At 69.6% G+C, this 18,116-nt stretch carries 13 protein-coding genes and 1 pseudogene; 3 read left to right on the forward strand and 11 right to left on the reverse strand.

Annotation, left to right across the window (positions count from 1 at the left end; translation table 11 throughout):
- Nucleotides 1-474: 474 nt before the first annotated feature.
- The 3 genes from GTY58_RS12845 to GTY58_RS12855 form a co-directional block, all read right to left on the reverse strand.
- The gene (locus GTY58_RS12845; protein WP_010983889.1) at nucleotides 475-1,101 is read right to left on the reverse strand and encodes a hypothetical protein; all 627 of its coding nucleotides are present in this window, start codon (nucleotides 1,099-1,101) and stop codon (nucleotides 475-477) included.
- Between the two features lie 69 nt (nucleotides 1,102-1,170).
- Nucleotides 1,171-1,872 (reverse strand): ribonuclease HII, encoded by a 702-nt coding sequence (locus GTY58_RS12850; RefSeq protein WP_010983890.1) that lies wholly within the window; start codon nucleotides 1,870-1,872, stop codon nucleotides 1,171-1,173.
- A 276-nt stretch (nucleotides 1,873-2,148) separates the two neighbouring features.
- Complete coding sequence (locus GTY58_RS12855) at nucleotides 2,149-2,772, reverse strand: TetR/AcrR family transcriptional regulator (RefSeq protein ID WP_010983891.1); 624 nt, start codon at nucleotides 2,770-2,772, stop codon at nucleotides 2,149-2,151.
- Nucleotides 2,773-2,961: 189 nt separating this feature from the next.
- On the opposite strand from GTY58_RS12855, the gene GTY58_RS12860 reads away from it, so the two are divergent.
- Nucleotides 2,962-4,521, forward strand: a complete 1,560-nt coding sequence (locus tag GTY58_RS12860) for an MFS transporter (protein WP_010983892.1) — start codon at nucleotides 2,962-2,964, stop codon at nucleotides 4,519-4,521.
- A gap of 226 nt (nucleotides 4,522-4,747) precedes the next feature.
- Here the strand turns inward: GTY58_RS12860 and GTY58_RS12865 are convergent, their stop codons facing one another.
- The 4 genes from GTY58_RS12865 to GTY58_RS12880 all read right to left on the reverse strand — a co-directional run bounded on the left by GTY58_RS12865 (nucleotide 4,748) and on the right by GTY58_RS12880 (nucleotide 9,281).
- Nucleotides 4,748-6,184, reverse strand: a complete 1,437-nt coding sequence (locus GTY58_RS12865) for a DUF4173 domain-containing protein (protein ID WP_042492990.1) — start codon at nucleotides 6,182-6,184, stop codon at nucleotides 4,748-4,750.
- 720 nt (nucleotides 6,185-6,904) lie between these two features.
- Nucleotides 6,905-7,810 carry an ADP-ribosylglycohydrolase family protein gene (locus GTY58_RS12870; RefSeq protein WP_010983894.1) on the reverse strand — a complete coding sequence of 302 codons (906 nt, stop codon included), beginning with the start codon at nucleotides 7,808-7,810 and terminating at the stop codon, nucleotides 6,905-6,907.
- 12 nt (nucleotides 7,811-7,822) lie between these two features.
- Nucleotides 7,823-8,482: a histidine phosphatase family protein gene (locus tag GTY58_RS12875; RefSeq protein ID WP_010983895.1), complete on the reverse strand. Its 660-nt coding sequence runs from the start codon at nucleotides 8,480-8,482 to the stop codon at nucleotides 7,823-7,825.
- A gap of 193 nt (nucleotides 8,483-8,675) precedes the next feature.
- Complete coding sequence (locus GTY58_RS12880; protein WP_010983896.1) at nucleotides 8,676-9,281, reverse strand: YdbC family protein; 606 nt, start codon at nucleotides 9,279-9,281, stop codon at nucleotides 8,676-8,678.
- A 156-nt stretch (nucleotides 9,282-9,437) separates the two neighbouring features.
- Here GTY58_RS12880 and GTY58_RS12885 point away from each other — a divergent pair, with 156 nt between their 5' ends.
- Nucleotides 9,438-9,971 carry a TerD family protein gene (locus GTY58_RS12885; protein WP_010983897.1) on the forward strand — a complete coding sequence of 178 codons (534 nt, stop codon included), beginning with the start codon at nucleotides 9,438-9,440 and terminating at the stop codon, nucleotides 9,969-9,971.
- A 92-nt stretch (nucleotides 9,972-10,063) separates the two neighbouring features.
- On the opposite strand, the gene GTY58_RS12890 is transcribed toward GTY58_RS12885, so the two are convergent.
- Nucleotides 10,064-12,958, reverse strand: coding sequence for a vitamin B12-dependent ribonucleotide reductase (locus GTY58_RS12890; protein WP_010983898.1), 2,895 nt, complete (start codon nucleotides 12,956-12,958; stop codon nucleotides 10,064-10,066).
- 149 nt (nucleotides 12,959-13,107) lie between these two features.
- Nucleotides 13,108-13,671 carry a transcriptional regulator NrdR gene (nrdR, locus tag GTY58_RS12895; protein WP_010983899.1) on the reverse strand — a complete coding sequence of 188 codons (564 nt, stop codon included), beginning with the start codon at nucleotides 13,669-13,671 and terminating at the stop codon, nucleotides 13,108-13,110.
- Nucleotides 13,672-14,189: 518 nt separating this feature from the next.
- Between nrdR and lexA the strand changes: the two genes are divergently transcribed.
- Nucleotides 14,190-14,969, forward strand: a complete 780-nt coding sequence (gene lexA / locus GTY58_RS12900) for a transcriptional repressor LexA (RefSeq protein ID WP_010983900.1) — start codon at nucleotides 14,190-14,192, stop codon at nucleotides 14,967-14,969.
- A gap of 162 nt (nucleotides 14,970-15,131) precedes the next feature.
- On the opposite strand, the gene GTY58_RS12905 is transcribed toward lexA, so the two are convergent.
- A complete protein-coding gene (locus tag GTY58_RS12905) occupies nucleotides 15,132-17,165 on the reverse strand; it encodes an ATP-dependent DNA helicase (protein WP_010983901.1) in 2,034 nt (677 codons plus the stop codon).
- 232 nt (nucleotides 17,166-17,397) lie between these two features.
- Nucleotides 17,398-17,970 (reverse strand): annotated as a pseudogene (locus tag GTY58_RS41610) (GNAT family N-acetyltransferase); the annotation flags it as partial.
- Nucleotides 17,971-18,116 lie beyond the last annotated feature (146 nt).

Here is an 18,116-nt window from a genome sequence, read left to right on the forward strand (position 1 = left end):
TCGCACCCAGGCGATGGGCACGGCAGCCTGCCGCACCAAAAGTGCGGCAGGCCTCACACACCACAAGTGAGGCAGCCTTACGCATTACGCGCCACGCATCACGCATCACGCATCACGCATCACGCATCACGCATCACGCATCACGCATCACGCATCACGCATCACGCATCACGCATCACGCATCACGCATCACGCGAAGGGTGCGGCAGCCTCACGCCACCGGCGACGCACGACAGCACGCCCGGAGACACCACTCGCACCGCGAGCCGGTGACACGCCTGCGAAAACGTACTGAGGGCACACCGGGGCAACCGCCGTGCAGGTGCCGCCGCAGCGGCACCCTCACCGCCCCGGCCACAGGTGTCCCGGCCGGGCCCCGTACCGCGGCACGAACCGGACGGACGGAGTCCGAGCGCGTCGAGACCTACGAGGCCTCAGCGCGATCGGACCGCACGGCGGCCGAGCCCGAGTCGCTCAGACCCCGGCGCCCAGCACCGAGTTGATCTGCTGCGGGTCGCCGCAGACGATCAGCAGGGCTCCGGCCCGGCCGAGCGCCAGCGGAAGCGCGGTGGCAGCGACGCCGGCAGGGCCGCCGTTGACCGCGACCACGACCACCGGCCGGGACGCGGCCCGGCCGACCGCGGAGGCGTCGGCGTAGAAGACGTCGTCGCCCGCGTCGTGCTGAGCCCAGTAGGCAGCCTCGCCGAAGGACAGCTCGTGCGCGGCCCACGGGTGCGGTTCGCCGGTGGTGACCACCAGCACCTCCCCCGGGGCACGGCCCGACTCCAGCAGCAGGTCGACGGCCTCCTCGGCAGCGTCCAGCGCGCCCTCGACCGAGGCCGGGATCAACTGGATCTGCGGGGTGGCAGGGGTAACGGCAGCCGCCGGAGCGGCCGGTCCGGGCGTGGCCACGGCCGGATCGCGTGGGGTGCGTTGGGCCGGCATCGGCCGGACGGGACCCGGACGGCCGGGCCGCGACGGAGCCGCGGGACGGGGGCCGGGTACGGGGCGGGGGGTCGGCGCGGTACGGCCACTGGCCGGAGTGGCGCGGGGACCCTGGGCACTCTCGTGAATCTGAGGCTCCTCGGGAATGAGAGGCATGAGCTGCTTTTTATCAAACGCCGGTGCGGATCGCGTCGGCGGGTGGCACATGAGTGCGAGCGGAAACAGTCAGAAATCGAAGCCGAGCTGGCCCTCGATTTCCGGAACGCTTCCGTCCGCCCAGCTGCGGACCTTCTTGAGGTGCCGCCACTGGGGCAGCGCATCAAGATACGCCCACGACAGCCGGTGGTACGGGGTGGGGCCCCGCTCCGCCAGCGCGGCCTTGTGCACCGGTGACGGATACCCGGCGTTGGCCGCAAAACCGAAGTCTGCATGTTCGATGCCCAGTTCGGCCATCATTTTGTCGCGCTGCACCTTGGCGATCACCGAGGCCGCCGCAACGGCCACGCAGGACTGGTCACCCTTGATCACCGTACGAACCTTCCAGGGCGACCCGAGATAGTCGTGCTTCCCGTCGAGAATGACCGCGTCGGGACGGACCGGCAAGGCCTCCAGGGCGCGTACGGCGGCGAGTCGCAGCGCGGCCGTCATCCCCAGGGCGTCGATCTCCTCGGGAGAGGCGTGCCCCAGAGCGTACGAGGTCACCCACTTCCGCAGCTCCTCGGCGAGCACAGTGCGTCGCTTGACGGTCAGCAGCTTGGAGTCGGTGAGGCCTTCGGGAGGCCGGCGCAGTCCGGTGATCGCCGCGCAGACGGTGACGGGCCCGGCCCACGCGCCGCGCCCCACCTCGTCGACACCGGCAATGACCTTCGCTCCGGTCGTTGCGCGGAGGGAGCGCTCGACGGTGTGAGTGGGTGGTTCGTACGGCATGGCGCCCTTAGCGTACGCCGCCGGGAACCCCCTGCGACACCCCGGTTCCCCTGGGCGACCTCAGGGCCTTCACCGACGGCGCCACAGATACCGGTCGAGCACCGCACAAGCACACGATCAGACACCCTCCAGCCGCACACCAGCCGGGCCCGGGACTCCCCATCGGGCGCCCTCCGGACTCGCATCCGCCATCTTCCGGACTCCCCATCGGCCACCTCTCGGCCGCGACATCGGACATCTCGCGGCCGCAGCGTCAGACACCTTCCGACCGCAGCGTCAGGCACCTTGCGGCCGCAGCAGCGGAACCATCAGCTGATCGACCAGCTCCTCGATGTCGCGTTCACTCCATTCGCTCGCGCACATCTTTGTGCGGTACATCATCATCGCCGGAATGGCGTCGAAGACGTACCCGTTCGCCGCATCGGAGCGCACCTCTCCCCGTTCGATTCCCCGGTTGATGATGGCACGCAACAGTTTGACGGTCGGCTCCACCACCCCTTCGAGGATCACCCCTCCGAAGCGATCGGCCTGACTCGAGTCGCATTCGTGAATCACCGAGCGCAGCGCGAGCCCAGGGCGCGAGAACATCGCCTCGCGCGCCTGTCGGCACAGCTGGAGCAGGTCCTCGCGCACGCACCCCAGATCGGGCACCTCGTCGAAGCGTGGCAGTCCTGCCTGGAGCGCGTCGACGACGAGGTCCTCCTTGGAGGGCCAGCGGCGATAGACCGCCGCCTTGCCCGTCTGGGCGCCGGCGGCGACACCCTCCATGGTGAGGCCGTTCCAGCCGACCGTGCTGAGCTGTTCGAGCGCGGCGTCGAGGATCGCGCGTTCGAGCACAGCACCGCGCCGGCGAAGGGAGGCCGTCTGAGCGGGGGCGGCCGTCCAGCGCGAAGTAACCATCTGCGTATCTCCGTCGAGCATGAGGAAGCGGTGATTCCGGGGGTGGGGATGCGCCACGCGGCATCAAGGGGATACACCACGCGGCGGTCGGCAGCTTCAGTGAACGCTTGCGTTCACTGTCGGGGACTCACTACCGTTGACGCGACAGTGAACGCGGGCGTTCACTAACGCACTTGTGGGGGACCCATAGTGACAACCTCTCAGTTAATCCATGATCAGAAGAAGCCGGGAGCAGCCCGCCGGGAGGGGCACCCCGGCATCGCACTCGCCGTCATCGCGGCCTGCCAACTCATGGTGGTACTCGATTCGACGATTGTGAACATCGCCCTTCCGCACATTCAAGACGCGCTCAAGTTCAGCACGACCGACCTGACCTGGGTGGTCAGCGCGTACACCCTCACCTTCGGCGGCCTGCTGCTGCTCGGCGGCCGGGCCGGTGACATCCTCGGGCGGCGCCGGGTCTTCATGACCGGCATCCTGTTGTTCACGCTCGCCTCGTTCCTCGGCGGTCTCGCGCAGGAACCCTGGCAACTGCTGGCCGCACGCGCCCTTCAGGGCGTCGGTGGCGCGATCGCGTCGCCGACCTCGCTGGCCCTCATCACCACCACGTTCCCCGAGGGCCCGGAGCGGAACCGCGCGTTCGGTGTCTTCGCCGCCGTCTCGGCCGGAGGCGGCGCGATCGGCCTGCTCGCCGGCGGAATGCTCACGGAGTGGCTCGACTGGCGCTGGGTGCTCTTCGTCAACGTGCCCATCGGGGTTCTGATCGCCGTGCTCGCGCCGATGTACATCAGCGAGTCCGAACGGCACCCCGGGCGCTTCGACATCGCGGGCGCGCTCACTTCGACGGCCGGCATGGCGTCCCTGGTGTACGGCTTCATCCGTGCGTCGGAGGAGGGCTGGCGGGACAGCCTGACGATCGGGTCCTTCGGTGCCGCCGTGGTGCTGCTGCTGGCCTTCGGCTTCGTCGAGATGCGGGCCAAGGAGCCGATCACCCCGCTGAAGATGTTCGCCGACCGCAACCGTTCGGGCACGTATGTGATCATGCTGAGCCTGGCCGCGGCGATGTTCGGCATGTTCTTCTTCATCGTGCTGTTCGTGCAGAACGTGCTGGACTACTCGCCGATCCAGGCGGGCCTGGCCTTCCTGCCCGTGACGGCGGCGATCGTGACCGGCGCGGGTCTGTCACAGCGGTTCCTGCCGGTGCTCGGCCCCAAGCCGTTCATGGTCACCGGTTCGTCGATCGTCGTGCTCGGGCTCGGCTGGCAGACCTTCATCAACCCCGACAGCTCGTACCTCGGCGGGGTGCTCGGCCCGATGCTGCTGTTCGGCTTCGGCATGGGCCTGAACTTCGTGACGCTCACGCTCACCGCGGTCTCGGGTGTCGCCGTGCACGAGGCGGGGGCGGCCTCCGGTCTGCTCAACGCCACCCAACAGGTGGGCGGTTCGCTCGGCCTCTCCATCCTGACCACGGTCTTCGGCTCGGCCAGTCGTGACGAGGCGGAGAAACAGTTGCCGAAGTTCCTGGCGGACGGCTCGGCCGAGCAGAAGGCGGAGTTCGCCAAGACGCATCAGCTGCCCGCTCCCTGGGGGAACGAAGTGCTGGCGCACGGCATCTCCACGGCGTTCATCCCGGCCGTCGCGATGGCCGTACTGGCCCTGGTCACGGCCGGATTGGTCATCCGGGTCCGCAAGAGCGACCTGGAGGCCCTCGCCGGTACGGCGGGCGCGGCGGGACCCGCCGGAGGCTGACCGGCCGTGGTTCTGTGCCGCTGATCGGCCGATCAGCGGCACAGAACCACGGAGGCCGGGCCACGTGGAGCTGAGCGGGGGCCGTCCGAAGCGATGGGCAAGGGCTGCCTGATCCTCACCGCCGCCGGCCTCGGCGCCCCTCTCGCCGTACTCACCGCTCGGGAGCCGGCAGGTGCCTCGGCAACCGCTCGGAGGCGGTCGGCGCCGATGACCGTGAGAGCGCGCGTCAGCGGTACATCAGGTCCGTATCGAAGCGGTCGCACACGCTCCAGTCCGCGTCCGGCGAGACCGGACGGTCGTCGAGGATCTGCCGGGCGCGCGCCTGCCCCCAGCTCGTCGCGTACCAGGGGCCGTCCTCACCCAGACCCCGTGCGATGGCGCGCAGCGCGCAGGAACGCAGCGGCTCCTTCAGCTCATCGAGGGCCGGTACGGCGTCGGCGGACAGGTCGCGCGCGTAGTCGAGGTCGAACTTGCCGGTCTCCTCGTACCTTTGGACGTTGCGCTCGGCGATCAGACCGTCCGGTGAGACGAACCCGAACACGAGCACCCCCGCGGCCGCACTCGCCGCGACGGCACGCGGCAGCCAGCGGGCTCCCCACACCCCGGCCGCCATGATGAGCACGATGACCAGGCCGAGCCACAGCTCGGCCGAAAGCACCGAGATCCTCAGTCGCGTGAGCCCATACGCCTCCACATACATGTCCATACGCCGCACAGCGGATGCCACGACAACGAGCGCGAGCGCGCACAGAGTTCCCAGCACACCACGTACGAGCGTCCGGTCGCGCGATCCGTCGCGCGGCGCCCAGCGCAGGGCCACGACGATGACGAGCAGCGTCAGCAGCGTGACCAGGAGCAGCTGCCAGAAGCCCTGGCGCGCGTACTCGGCGTACGTCTGGCCCGTCTTCTTCAGTACGGCGTCGTACCCGCCGAAGAGCACGGCGAGTTGTACCGCGTTGAAGACCGCGAAGAGCACGGCGAGCACGATCAGCGGCAGTGCCCACTCGACGCGGCCGCGCTCACGGCCCTCGGGTATCTCGGCCCGGTCCCAGCGTGCGGGAGCGGCGGCTGTGTGCGCTGCCGCGAGCGCCCAGACGACGCCCAGGACGAACAGCAGGACATGCCAGGGGCCGCCGGAGACGGAGGCGTCCGGCACGAGGTCGCCGAGCAGGTCGGCGAAGGCGGCGTCCGCGCCGGCGAACAGAGCCCCGAAGACCACCAGCAGCACCGCGGCCACTACGAGCGCACGCAGTACCGGTCCCACGCGCCCGTGCCCGCCGCCCGCACGCTCGCGCAGTCCGCGCCAGCCCCAGACGGCGCCGGTGAACACGGAGTTGAACACCCCGATCGGCCCGAGCAGCACAGCGGGCCACGTGCGACCCCCGTGCAGCGCGAGCGAGCCGAGCGCGACCGCGGTGACGACGGCCAGGAAGGACGGCCAGTCCGCGTCGCGCAGGGCGGGAACCGCCAGCAGCGCGAGGCCGCCCACTCCCCAGACGAGCGTCCACGCGCGCGTGCGTCGGCCCGCCGCCTGAGCGGCGAAGTGCGCGGCGAGGGCGGCCGGGATCGCGACGAACAGGAGGTTGACCGCCAGTCCGTCGCCGAGGAACAACATGCTCAGGACGCCGGTGGCGAACGCGGCCCAGAGGGTGGCCGTACGCACCGGAGCGGGCGGCCCCGCCTGAACGTCGGCGAGCCAGGGCGCGGGCGATGGCGACGGCGACGGCGGCGCCCAATCGTCGTCCTGGTCCGGTTCGGCGGAATCGTCGTCGGCCGAGGAGCCGCCCTCGTCGCCGGTGCGCTCGACCGTCGCGACACCTCCGGAAACGGAGCCCGAGCTCTTGTCGGCGCCAGCGGCGGCATCTCGGCTCGCACCCGCCCCGGAAGTCGCTTCCGCGCGGTCGCGCTTCTCACGGCCCTCGGAGCGCTCTGAGCGATCGGAGTGCTCAGACTGCTCGGAGCGGCTGGCACGCCCGGCACCGCGGGATGCTTCGGAACCTTCCGGCTGCGCATCCCTTGGCTCGGGCGTGGACGGTCTGTCGGACACGGGACCCCCTCCCAGCCGGCCTCACCGCAGCCCCAAGAAGACCGCGGGCGCGGCAGAGGGCTGGTGACCGGTATCTCGTCGGCACCCGCCCGTCATGATCATCAGGCGGCGTGGCGGAAAGGGTATCCAGACGCACCGCGGCCCAGACCGCGGCGATCACTCTGTGGCAAGGCTGTGACAGTGGCACCCGCCCTGCGCCACGCCCGGCCCCCGGCCCTCAGACCCGGCCCAGTGCCCGAACCCAGGGAACTCGCCCCACCACCACCACCAGCACCAGCACCAGCACCAGCACCAGCACCAGCACCAGCACCAGCACCAGCACCAGGGGATATGGCCCTACGCCACCCCCGGCACCCAGTCCGGCAGCTTCTCCGTACGTTCCACCCACTCCCCCGGCGGCGCCCCCGCCTTCCCCGCGGCGACCACCCCTCCGACGATGGCGCAGGTCGTGTCCACGTCACCGCCCACCCGGGCGGTCGTCCAGAAGGCCTGTTCGTAGTCGCTCAGCGCCCGCGCGGCCGACCAGAGCGCGAACGGCACGGTGTCGTGCGCCGTCGTGCGCCGCCCACAGCCCAGTACGGCCGCGACGGTCGCCGCGTCGCCGTAGTCGAGCATGTCCCGAGCCCGCCGCAGTCCCGCGCCGACGGCGCTCTTCGGCACGAGCGCGATCACTCCGTCGAGCAGCGCCTCGGCGCTGGGCGGACCCGTCGGATCGGCGGCCAGGGCGGCGGCCGCGGCGACGGCCATGGTGCCCACCACGGCTTCACGGTGCTGATGCGTGGGGTAGGCCGAGATCTCCGCCTGGTGGGTGGCCTGCTCCGGGTCGTCCGCGTACCAGGCTCCCAGCGGCGCGATACGGGCCGCCGCGCCACTGCCCCACGATCCGAGCCCCTTGAAGAGGGCGGAGGCGAGCTCCCGCCAGTCGCCACCCTCGCCGACCTGACGCAGCAGCCGGGCGACCGCGGGCCCGTAGCCCCGGTCGGGATCGAGGTGCTCGGCGAAGGAGCGGGCCAGCGCGTCCTGGTCGATGCGGTGGTGCGCGGCCAGAACTGCCACCACGGAGCAGGTCATCTCGGTGTCGTCCGTCCACCGCCAGGGACCCGGCGGCAGCTCGCGGCGCTTGAGCAGGGGGTAGTGCGCGGGCACGAAGAACTGCGAGCCGAGCGCGTCCCCCACCGCAAGTCCGCGCAGGCCTGACAGGGCGCGCTCCAGGCGCCCGTCGTATGAGGAGTCAGCGGTCATCGCCTTGCCACTCTATCCGGTGGCTCCGTACCGTTCCGGATCACGCCAGCGTTCGAACGGCCGGTCAAGTGAGTACTTGCCGTCGTTCCCGAGAACGAGCATCCGCATCTCCGCGTTCCCCGGGTTCGACAGCGATTCGAACTCCGCGACCGACCAATGGAACCAGCGCATGCAGAACAGCCGCATGGCCAGGCCGTGGGTCACGATGAGCACGTTCGGTGGATGGTCGGGCGCCTCGAAGCTCCGGAACAGACTCTCCAGGAAACCGCCGACCCGGTCGTACACGTCGGCGCCGGACTCGCCCTGCGCGAAGCGGTAGAAGAAATGTCCGTACGCGTCCCGGTACGCCTTCTGCAGGCGTACGTCGTCGCGGTCCTGCCAGTTGCCCCAGTCCTGCTCGCGCAGGCGGGGCTCCTCGCGGACGCGGACGAGGTCGGGGTCCAGGTGGAACGCGCGGAGCGTTTCGAGCGTACGCCGGTACGGGGATACGTAAACGCTTACGCCCTCCTGCCCGAAGAGCTCGCGCAGCTGTTTGCCTCTCTCCTCCGCCTGCCGCCATCCCACCTCGGTGAGCGGCAGTGCGTGATCGGGCTCGCGTTCGTAGACGGTGTCATCGGCATTGCCCGCTGACTCGCCGTGCCGGACAAGGACGATGCGCCGTGGTCGTGCCATGCCAAAACCCTAGATCGGGCGGCGCCGGATCGAGCACCCACATGGGCTCCATACGGCGTAGGTCACACGTACATGCCCGTTTGAATGCGATTCATCCCCTTTGAAGAGCGCCGTTCGCACCCCGGACAGGCCATCCGTTCGCGCCCTCCGAAGAGGCCATCGTCCACCCCTTCGAAGAGGGACCGTCCAGATATCAAACTATCCAGGCCGGTTCCAGATCGACGATGTCGCCCGCCAGGGCCGCGACGTCGGCCTCCGTCTGGGCCCTGAGCGCGAGTCGCTCCACCCGCTCGGCGCGGTACTTCCCGTGCTCGGCGGCCGACTGCCACATCGACAGGATCAGGAACTCGTGCCCCGGCGCCTCCCCGAACAGCCCGCGGGTCATCCCGGGCGAGCCCGCCATCGCGGGGTTCCAGACCTTCTCCTGCATGAGTGCGAAGTGCTCGGCCCGCTCCTCGTGGACCCGGCAATGCGCGACACGCACCAGGTCGGCGTCGGTGAAGCGGGGCTCGAAACCGGTCTTCACATCGAAACGGTGATCGAAGAGTTTGACTTGTGAATCCTTGAAGGTGCCCGACTGCGTGGCGGCGAGACGATCATGGGAGCGCGCCATGAAGGAGTCGTAGAAGGCACGGCTTTCCCAGAAGGCGAAGATGTGCGCGACACCGGGCCGTCCTCGGCTCCAGCCTCCGCCCTGCCCCCGGAAACCCGGCTCTCCGAGCAGCCCCGCCCACCTTCGCTGCCCCCGCTCGAAACCGCGGCGGTCCACCACGGTGCAGCGAATCCACTTGACCAGCACCGCGCCATCGTAAGGCCACGGAGCGTGGCACAGGTCACGCTCCGGCGGAGTGCACCCGAGCGAGCGCCCCCGCGCGCGTGGCACGATGGACAACTGACCTGGGCTGCACAGCAGTTCGGGCCGAGGGAGTACAGGGCGACGGGGAGGGGATCTCTGGTGAACGGTCTCAACAAAGGCATCCGCAAGGTCGAGCTCGCGGTGAAATGGGACCCCAGTCCGCCCGGCGATCCGGCCACCGATCTCGACATCGTCGCCGCGACCTTCCTGGCCGGCGACGCGTATGGGAAACCGGCCTACGTAGTGCACTTCGACAGCCGCTCCCCCGACGGCACGATCTACCTCAACCGGGACAGCAAGGACGGCAAGGGCTTCGGCTGGGACGAGGTCATGACGCTGGAGCTGAACCGGCTCGACAGCCGCTACGCGCGCGTGGTGGTCGGCGTCGTGATCCAGCAGCGCGACGCGCACCGGACGTTCGTCGGCGTCCTGAACCCCGGCCTGCGTATGCGCGAGGGCTACACCGTGCTGGCCGAGGACGACTTCGGCGGCGTCCTGGGGTCGACGGCGGCGACCGTCGGTGAGTTCGTACGCGACGACTCCGGTGAATGGACCTTCCACCCGGGCATCCACGGCTACGACTCGGACCCGGCGACCTTCGCGCGCGTCATGGGCGGCCGTCAGGACTCCTGACCGCGGCCCCGCGAGCGATCCGGCCCGCGAAGCACCCGCCAACGCCGAAGGGCGGCACGGCCCAAGGCCGTGCCGCCCTTCGGGGCTTCAGGTCAGCTGCAACCGCTGGTCGAGCCGCAACCCTCGCAGATGTAGCAGGAGCCGGCCCGCTGCATCTTGGTACCGCAGGAGAAGCACAGCGGGGCGTCCGCCTGGATGCCCAGCTGCATCTCCACCAGCTCGGCGCTGGTGTGGGCCTGCTTCGGGGCGGGCACCGCCGCCGCGACCTCGGCCTTGGGGGTGGCGACGGCCTTCAGCTCCTGCGCACGGGGCGCGGACTGGGCCAGGCCCTCGACGTCCATGTCGACATCGTCGGACGGCTCGTAGGAACCCGTCTCCAGGTGACGCTGGCGCTCCTCGGCGGAGTGGATGCCGAGCGCGGACCGCGTCTCGAAGGGCAGGAAGTCGAGCGCCAGACGACGGAAGATGTAGTCGACGATCGACTGCGCCATCCGGACGTCCGGGTCGTCCGTCATACCGGCCGGCTCGAAGCGCATGTTCGTGAACTTCGAGACGTACGTCTCCAGCGGCACGCCGTACTGCAGACCCACCGAGACGGCGATCGAGAAGGCGTCCATCATGCCCGCGAGGGTGGAGCCCTGCTTCGACATCTTCAGGAAGACCTCGCCGAGACCGTCGTCCGGGTAGGAGTTGGCGGTCATGTAGCCCTCGGCGCCACCGACCGTGAAGGACGTCGTGATCCCGGGACGGCCCTTGGGCAGGCGCTTGCGGACCGGGCGGTACTCGACGACCTTCTCGACGGCCTCACGGATCGTCGCCTCGGTCTTCGCGGTCACCTCGGCCTTCTCGGTCTCCTTCTTCTTCGCGGAGAGCGGTTGGCCGACCTTGCAGTTGTCGCGGTAGATCGCGAGCGCCTTGACGCCCATCTTCCAGGCCTCGAAGTAGACCTCTTCGACGTCCTCGACGGTCGCCGTCTCCGGCAGGTTGACCGTCTTGGAGAGCGCGCCGGAGATCCAGGGCTGAATCGCGGCCATCATGCGGACGTGGCCCATCGCGGAGATGGAGCGCTCGCCCATGGCGCAGTCGAAGACCTCGTAGTGCTCGTGCTTGAGACCCGGGGCGTCGATCACATTGCCGTTCTCGGCGATGTGGGCGACGATCGCCTCGATCTGCTCCTCCTGGTAGCCCAGGCGGCGCAGGGCCTGCGGGACGGTGCCGTTGACGATCTGCATCGAACCGCCGCCGACCAGCTTCTTGAACTTGACCAGCGCGAGGTCGGGCTCAAGACCGGTGGTGTCGCAGGACATCGCGAGACCGATGGTTCCGGTGGGCGCGATGACCGAGGCCTGCGCGTTGCGGAAGCCGTTCTTCTCGCCGAGGTGCAGCACGTCCTGCCAGGCCTCCGTGGCGGCGGCCCAGATCGGCGTGTCCAGGTCGTCCACGCGGACGGCCACGCCGTTGGCGTCGGAGTGCTGCTTCATGACGCGCTGGTGCGGCTGCGCGTTACGGGCGTATCCGTCGTACGGGCCGACGACCGCGGCGAGCTCGGCGGAGCGCTTGTACGAGGTGCCGGTCATCAGCGAGGTGATGGCACCGGCGAGGGCGCGGCCGCCGTCGGAGTCGTACGCGTGGCCGGTCGCCATCAGCAGGGCGCCCAGGTTGGCGTAACCGATGCCCAGCTGACGGAAGGCGCGGGTGTTCTCGCCGATCTTCTGGGTCGGGAAGTCCGCGAAGCAGATGGAGATGTCCATCGCGGTGATGACCAGCTCGACGACCTTGGCGAAGCGCTCGACCTCGAAGGACTGGCGGCCCTTGCCGTCGTCCTTCAGGAACTTCATCAGGTTCAGCGAGGCGAGGTTGCAGGACGTGTTGTCCAGGTGCATGTACTCGCTGCACGGGTTCGAGCCGTTGATACGGCCGGACTCCGGGCACGTGTGCCAGTGGTTGATCGTGTCGTCGTACTGGATGCCCGGGTCGGCGCAGGCCCAGGCGGCCTCGGCCATCTTGCGGAAGAGCGACTTGGCGTCGACCTCCTCGATGACCTCGCCGGTCATGCGGGACGTCAGACCGAACTTGCCGCCCTCCTCGACCGCCTTCATGAACGTGTCGTTCACGCGGACCGAGTTGTTGGCGTTCTGGTACTGGACGGACGTGATGTCGTCGCCGCCCAGGTCCATGTCGAAGCCCGCGTCACGCAGGGCGCGGATCTTCTCCTCCTCCTTGACCTTGGTCTCGATGAAGTCCTCGATGTCGGGGTGGTCGACGTCGAGGATGACCATCTTGGCCGCGCGGCGCGTGGCGCCGCCCGACTTGATCGTTCCTGCGGAGGCGTCGGCACCGCGCATGAAGGAGACGGGACCCGAGGCGTTGCCACCCGAGGAGAGGAGCTCCTTGGAGGAGCGGATACGGGAGAGGTTCAGGCCGGCGCCGGAGCCGCCCTTGAAGATCATGCCCTCTTCCTTGTACCAGTCGAGGATCGACTCCATGGAGTCGTCGACCGCCAGGATGAAGCAGGCGGAGACCTGCTGGGGCTGCGGAGTCCCGACGTTGAACCAGACGGGGCTGTTGAAGCTGAAGATCTGGTGCAGGAGGGCGTACGCCAGCTCGTGCTCGAAGATCTCGGCGTCGGCGGGCGAGGCGAAGTACTTGTAGTCCTCGCCGGCCTTCCGGTACGTCTTCACGATGCGGTCGATGAGCTGCCTGAGGCTCACTTCGCGCTGCGGGGTGCCGACGGCACCGCGGAAGTACTTGCTGGTGACGATGTTGACCGCGTTCACCGACCAGAAGTCGGGGAACTCGACGCCACGCTGCTCGAAGTTGACCGAGCCGTCGCGCCAGTTGGTCATGACGACGTCACGGCGCGCCCACTCGACCTCGTCGTACGGGTGCACGCCCGGAGTCGTGTGGATGCGCTCGATGCGCAGCCCCTTGGCCTTGGTGCCCTTGGCGCGGGAACCTCGTGCCGGACCGCTCGCCGTCTCTGTCATGCCGCCTCCCTGTACCGGGCTAAAACGCCCTGAAGTGCCTCGTTCTTCCCGTGGCACGGTGTGTGTCTGCTTGTCGCGCACGCCGTTCGCGGCTGCGCGCAACGGGTCTGTGGTCGCCTCCGATCAGACCGGCCCGGCCGGCCTGCCCGTCAGTCGGCGACGGTGGCGGGAACGGGGACTTCGACAGTCCCTCCGGACCCGCGGTCGGTTCCCTGGCGCTCGGCGCCAGCGTCTTCGTGGTCCTCGTCGTCCACGGCGGGGCGCTCCCGCTGCTCTTCCCTGAGTTCCGCGATCGCGGCCTCGAAGTCCTCCAGCGAGTCGAACGCCCGGTAGACGGACGCGAACCGCAGATAGGCGACGAGGTCGAGCTCCCGCAAGGGGCCGAGTATGGCCAGCCCCACGTCATGGGTGGTCAGCTCGGCGCTTCCGGTGGCGCGCACCGCCTCCTCGACCCGCTGGCCGAGCTGGGCGAGTGCGTCCTCGGTGACAGGCCGCCCCTGACATGCCTTGCGCACGCCGTTGATGACCTTGGTGCGGCTGAAGGGCTCGGTGACTCCGGACCGCTTCACCACCATCAGCGAGCACGTCTCCACGGTCGTGAAACGACGGGAGCAGTCGGGGCACTGGCGGCGCCTGCGGATCGACGTGCCGTCATCGGTCGTACGACTGTCGACGACGCGGCTGTCCGGGTGCCTGCAGAAGGGGCAGTGCATGGCTCCAACCCTCCTTCACAGCACGACTCATAGACCTCGTGAGGCCTCACGGGCCCCTCGAAGCAGCCCCAAGCATAGGCGATGGCCGGACCTTCGGAAGACCGGGGGACCACAACTTGTGGGCTGCCGCCGCAATGCAACCACTAGATGTGGGGCCTGACTCGTAAATCCACCCACGACGCGCGTGTCGTGCGCGTATGGGCATGTGCCGCACGGCCATACCGCTCCAGCAGGCACGGAGATACGGTGGGCGGTGTGGGGAAAGGGGGTCGGTTCCCCCTTGACAGGGTGCGCGATGGCAGACTGGGCGCCGACCCGCGTCGGCCCACAAGGCCCTCACTTCGGCGCTGAAGAGTACAGCAATAGGCACTTTTGTCCGCCGGATGCGACATCAGCCATACACGCAGACGCTTGATCACGTCAGGCAATCCGCGTTTTTTCACTCGAACGTGTGTTTGGCGCAACCTTTCGAAAGCAACTACCGTTGTCCAGCAGGGAGACCATCGAGAGGGGCCGACGTGACCACCACCGCAGACAGTGCCACCATCACTGCCCAGGACCGCTCCCAGGGCCGACTCGAGCCGGTGCATGCGATGAACGAAGCCACAAGCCACGAGGGACCCAAGCGCTCCCTGCCAGGCCGACCTCCAGGCATTCGCGCCGACAGCTCGGGACTGACCGACCGGCAGCGCCGGGTGATCGAGGTCATCAGGGACTCGGTGCAGCGGCGCGGCTACCCGCCGTCGATGCGGGAGATCGGCCAGGCGGTCGGGCTCTCCAGCACCTCTTCGGTCGCACACCAGCTCATGGCACTGGAACGCAAGGGCTTCCTGCGCCGCGACCCGCACCGCCCGCGCGCATACGAGGTGCGTGGATCGGACCAGTCGTCCTCCGTGCAGCCCACGGACACGGCGGGCAAGCCGGCCGCGTCGTACGTGCCCCTCGTCGGCCGCATCGCCGCCGGTGGGCCCATCCTCGCCGAGGAGTCGGTCGAGGATGTCTTCCCGCTCCCGAGGCAGCTGGTCGGCGACGGTGAGCTGTTCGTCCTGAAGGTCGTCGGCGACTCCATGATCGAGGCCGCCATCTGCGACGGGGACTGGGTGACGGTCCGCCGCCAGCCCGTCGCCGAGAACGGCGACATCGTGGCCGCGATGCTGGACGGCGAGGCCACGGTGAAGCGCTTCAAGCGCGAGGACGGCCATGTGTGGCTGCTCCCGCACAACTCCGCGTACCAGCCGATCCCCGGTGACGAGGCGACGATCCTCGGCAAGGTGGTGGCGGTGCTGCGGCGGGTGTGACCCCCGCAGTCGGCGGCACACCACGCCCCTGACCGGGCCCCGGGACCACCTGCGCCGGTTCCGGGGCCCTGTGCCGTCCGGACCCCGGTCCAGGAGTCCGCGGCGCCGCGATCAGCCTGTCCCGCGGCCGAGGCCGTTGGGGGCAGGCTGATCGTCTTCCGGCTAGGCGCCTTCCGACTCCTTGGCCGCCTCTTCCGTTACTTCCGCCACTTCTGTCACTTCCGTCACTTCCGTCTTCTTCGCCGCCTCGTCGATCGCGGTCAGTGATCTGCGGACCTGGTTACGGTCGGTGGTGTACCAGAAGTCGGGCAGTGACGCCTTCAGATAGCTCCCGTAGCGAGCCGTCGCGAGCCGCTGGTCCAGTACGGCGACGACGCCGCGGTCCCCCGAGGCCCGCACCAGGCGGCCCGCGCCCTGGGCCATGAGCAGGGCCGCGTGTGTGGCGGCGACGGCCATGAAGCCGTTGCCCCCGGCGTCCTCCACGGCCTTCTGGCGGGCGCTCATCAGCGGGTCGTCGGGGCGCGGGAAGGGGATCTTGTCCATGACGACCAGCTGGCAGCTGGGCCCCGGGACGTCGACTCCCTGCCAGAGCGAGAGCGTGCCGAAGAGGCACGTCTCGGGGTCGGCCGCGAAGTTCTTGATCAGCTCGCCGAGCGTCTCCTCACCCTGGAGAAGGATCGGGAACTCGGGGATCCGGGAGCGCAGCTCCTCCGCGGCGAGCTGGGCCGCCCGCATCGAGGAGAACAGACCCAGCGTGCGGCCACCGGCTGCCTGGATCAGCTCCGTGAGCTCGTCCAGCATGTCCGCCCGGTCGCCGTCGCGCGCGGGGCGCGACAGATGCTTGGCGACGTACAGGATCCCCTGCTTCGGGTAGTCGAAGGGGGAGCCGACGTCGACGCCCTTCCACTGCGGAAGGTCGTCGCCCTGCGTGCCCTCGGGGGCGAGTCCCAGAGATGCCCCCACCCCGTTGAAGTCGCCGCCCAGCTTCAGCGTCGCGGACGTCAGGACGACCGAACGGTCCGCGAAAAGCTTCTCCCTCAGGAGCCCGGACACCGACATGGGGGCGACCCGCAGGGACGCGCCGAAGCGGTCGTGGCGCTCGTACCAGACGACGTCCCACTCGGAGCCGTTGGTGATCCGCTCCGCGACGTCGTGCACGCTCTCCACCGAAGCCAGCGCCTGCTTGCGCACCGCGTCCTCGTCCTGCACGGACTTGTCGCGGGTGGCGCCGATCGCCGAGATCACCGTACGGGCGGCGTCGCGCAGTGCCATCAGGGCGTACCCGAGGTCCTCGGGGATCTCCTCCAGGCGTCCGGGCAGGGCCAGCTCCATCAGCCGCTCGAAGCCCTCGGCGGCGGTCTGGAGCTGGTCGGCGGCCTTCTCGTTGACGAGCTTGGCGGCGCGCCGCACCGCGCGGTTGACCTGGCCGGGTGTGAGCTCGCCGGTCGCGACACCGGTCACGCGGGAGACCAGCTCGTGGGCCTCGTCGACGATCAGCACCTCGTGCTGCGGGAGGACCGGCGCGCCCTCGATGGCGTCGATCGCGAGCAGCGCGTGGTTGGTGACCACGACCTCGGCGAGCTTGGCGCGCTCGCGGGACATCTCGGCGAAGCACTCGGCGCCGTACGCGCACTTCGTCGCGCCCAGACACTCCCGGGAGGACACGGACACCTGGGCCCAGGCGCGGTCGGACACCCCTGGCGTCAGGTCGTCGCGGTCGCCGGTCTCGGTCTCGTCCGACCAGTCGCGCAGCCGCAGCAGGTCCTGCCCCAGCTTGCTGGTGGGCGCGGCCGCCTCGAACTGGTCGAAGAGACCCTCCTCCTCGTCCTGCGGCACGCCCTCGTGGAGTCGGTGCAGACACAGGTAGTTCGACCGGCCCTTGAGCATGGCGAACTCCGGGCGGCGGCGCAGCAGCGGATGCAGCGCGTCGACGGTGCGGGGCAGGTCCCGCTCCACGAGCTGCCGCTGGAGCGCCAGGGTGGCGGTCGCCACGATGACGCGCTCCCCGTGCGCGAGCGCCGGCACCAGGTAGCCGAGCGACTTTCCGGTGCCGGTGCCGGCCTGGACCAGCAGATGGGAGCTGTCGTCGATCGCCTCCGCGACAGCTTCGGCCATGGTCACCTGGCCAGGGCGCTCCGTGCCGCCTACGGCAGTGACGGCAGCATGCAGGAGTTCGGGGAGTGAGGGCTTTGTCATAGCGCGACCACCCTACGGGGCGGCACTGACAACCGGGTGCCCAAGGCCGGAGCGCGGGACGCGATCAAGGGCCGTGAAGGGGGTGGGAGGCGGTACTGCGCACGGCCGCGTACGGGCCTCGGAGCGGTCGCGCCGGCGATCAAGGAAGCGATCACGGCGGCGGGCGGATTCGGCACGGGGCTCCTCGGCTCGGAACCGGAACAGGGCGCGCGGTGTACTGAGACGGATCGCGCTACAGGAGATCGCGCAGGGGCCGGTCCCGGACCATGAGGGCCGCTCGTTTGTCGGGCAGGTCGACCTCGGCGGAGAACCGGAAGCCCGCGCCCAGGAAGGCGGACACGGAGGAGGTGTTGCGCAGATCGGGTTCAGCGACCACACGTGCGCAGGAAGGACGCCGGTCGAGTACGAGGTCGGCGACGGCTCGCAGCAGTGTGGACCCGAGGCCGCGCCCGCGGTCGGCGACACCGCCGATGAGGAGGTGAATTCCGGTGTCGTGGGGGCGGGCCGGATAGTGACGGGCCAAGGAGTCGAGGTCCGCGCGGTAGATCTCCCAGTAGCTCATCGGTGTGCCCTCCAGTACGCCGAGGCAGGGGACGCTGCGCCCGTCACCGCCCAACTGGGCGCGCAGATGCTGCTCGGTCACCGACTCGTCGCCCGCCAGCTTCCAGAAGGCGGCGACAGCGGGGTCGTTCATCCAGCGCCCGAGGAGCGGAAGGTCGCGTTCCGGGCGGACGGGGGCGAGCTGGAAGGTGCCCGCGGGGGTGACGGTGGGGCCCCAGTCCTCGACGCGGCCGAGCAGGTCGTCAGCGGCCCGGGTGACGGAGACGGCTTGCCTGCCGGCGAGGGCCTTGGTGTCGCCGAGGGAAGGCGGGGCGGGTGCGGGTGCGGTGGCGAACGTGACCGACGGGGCAGACGTGACCGACGGGGCGGAGGGGACCCTAGAGGCGGAGG

The organism is Streptomyces sp. SID5469 (assembly GCF_009862865.1).
Lineage (GTDB): Bacteria > Actinomycetota > Actinomycetes > Streptomycetales > Streptomycetaceae > Streptomyces > Streptomyces avermitilis.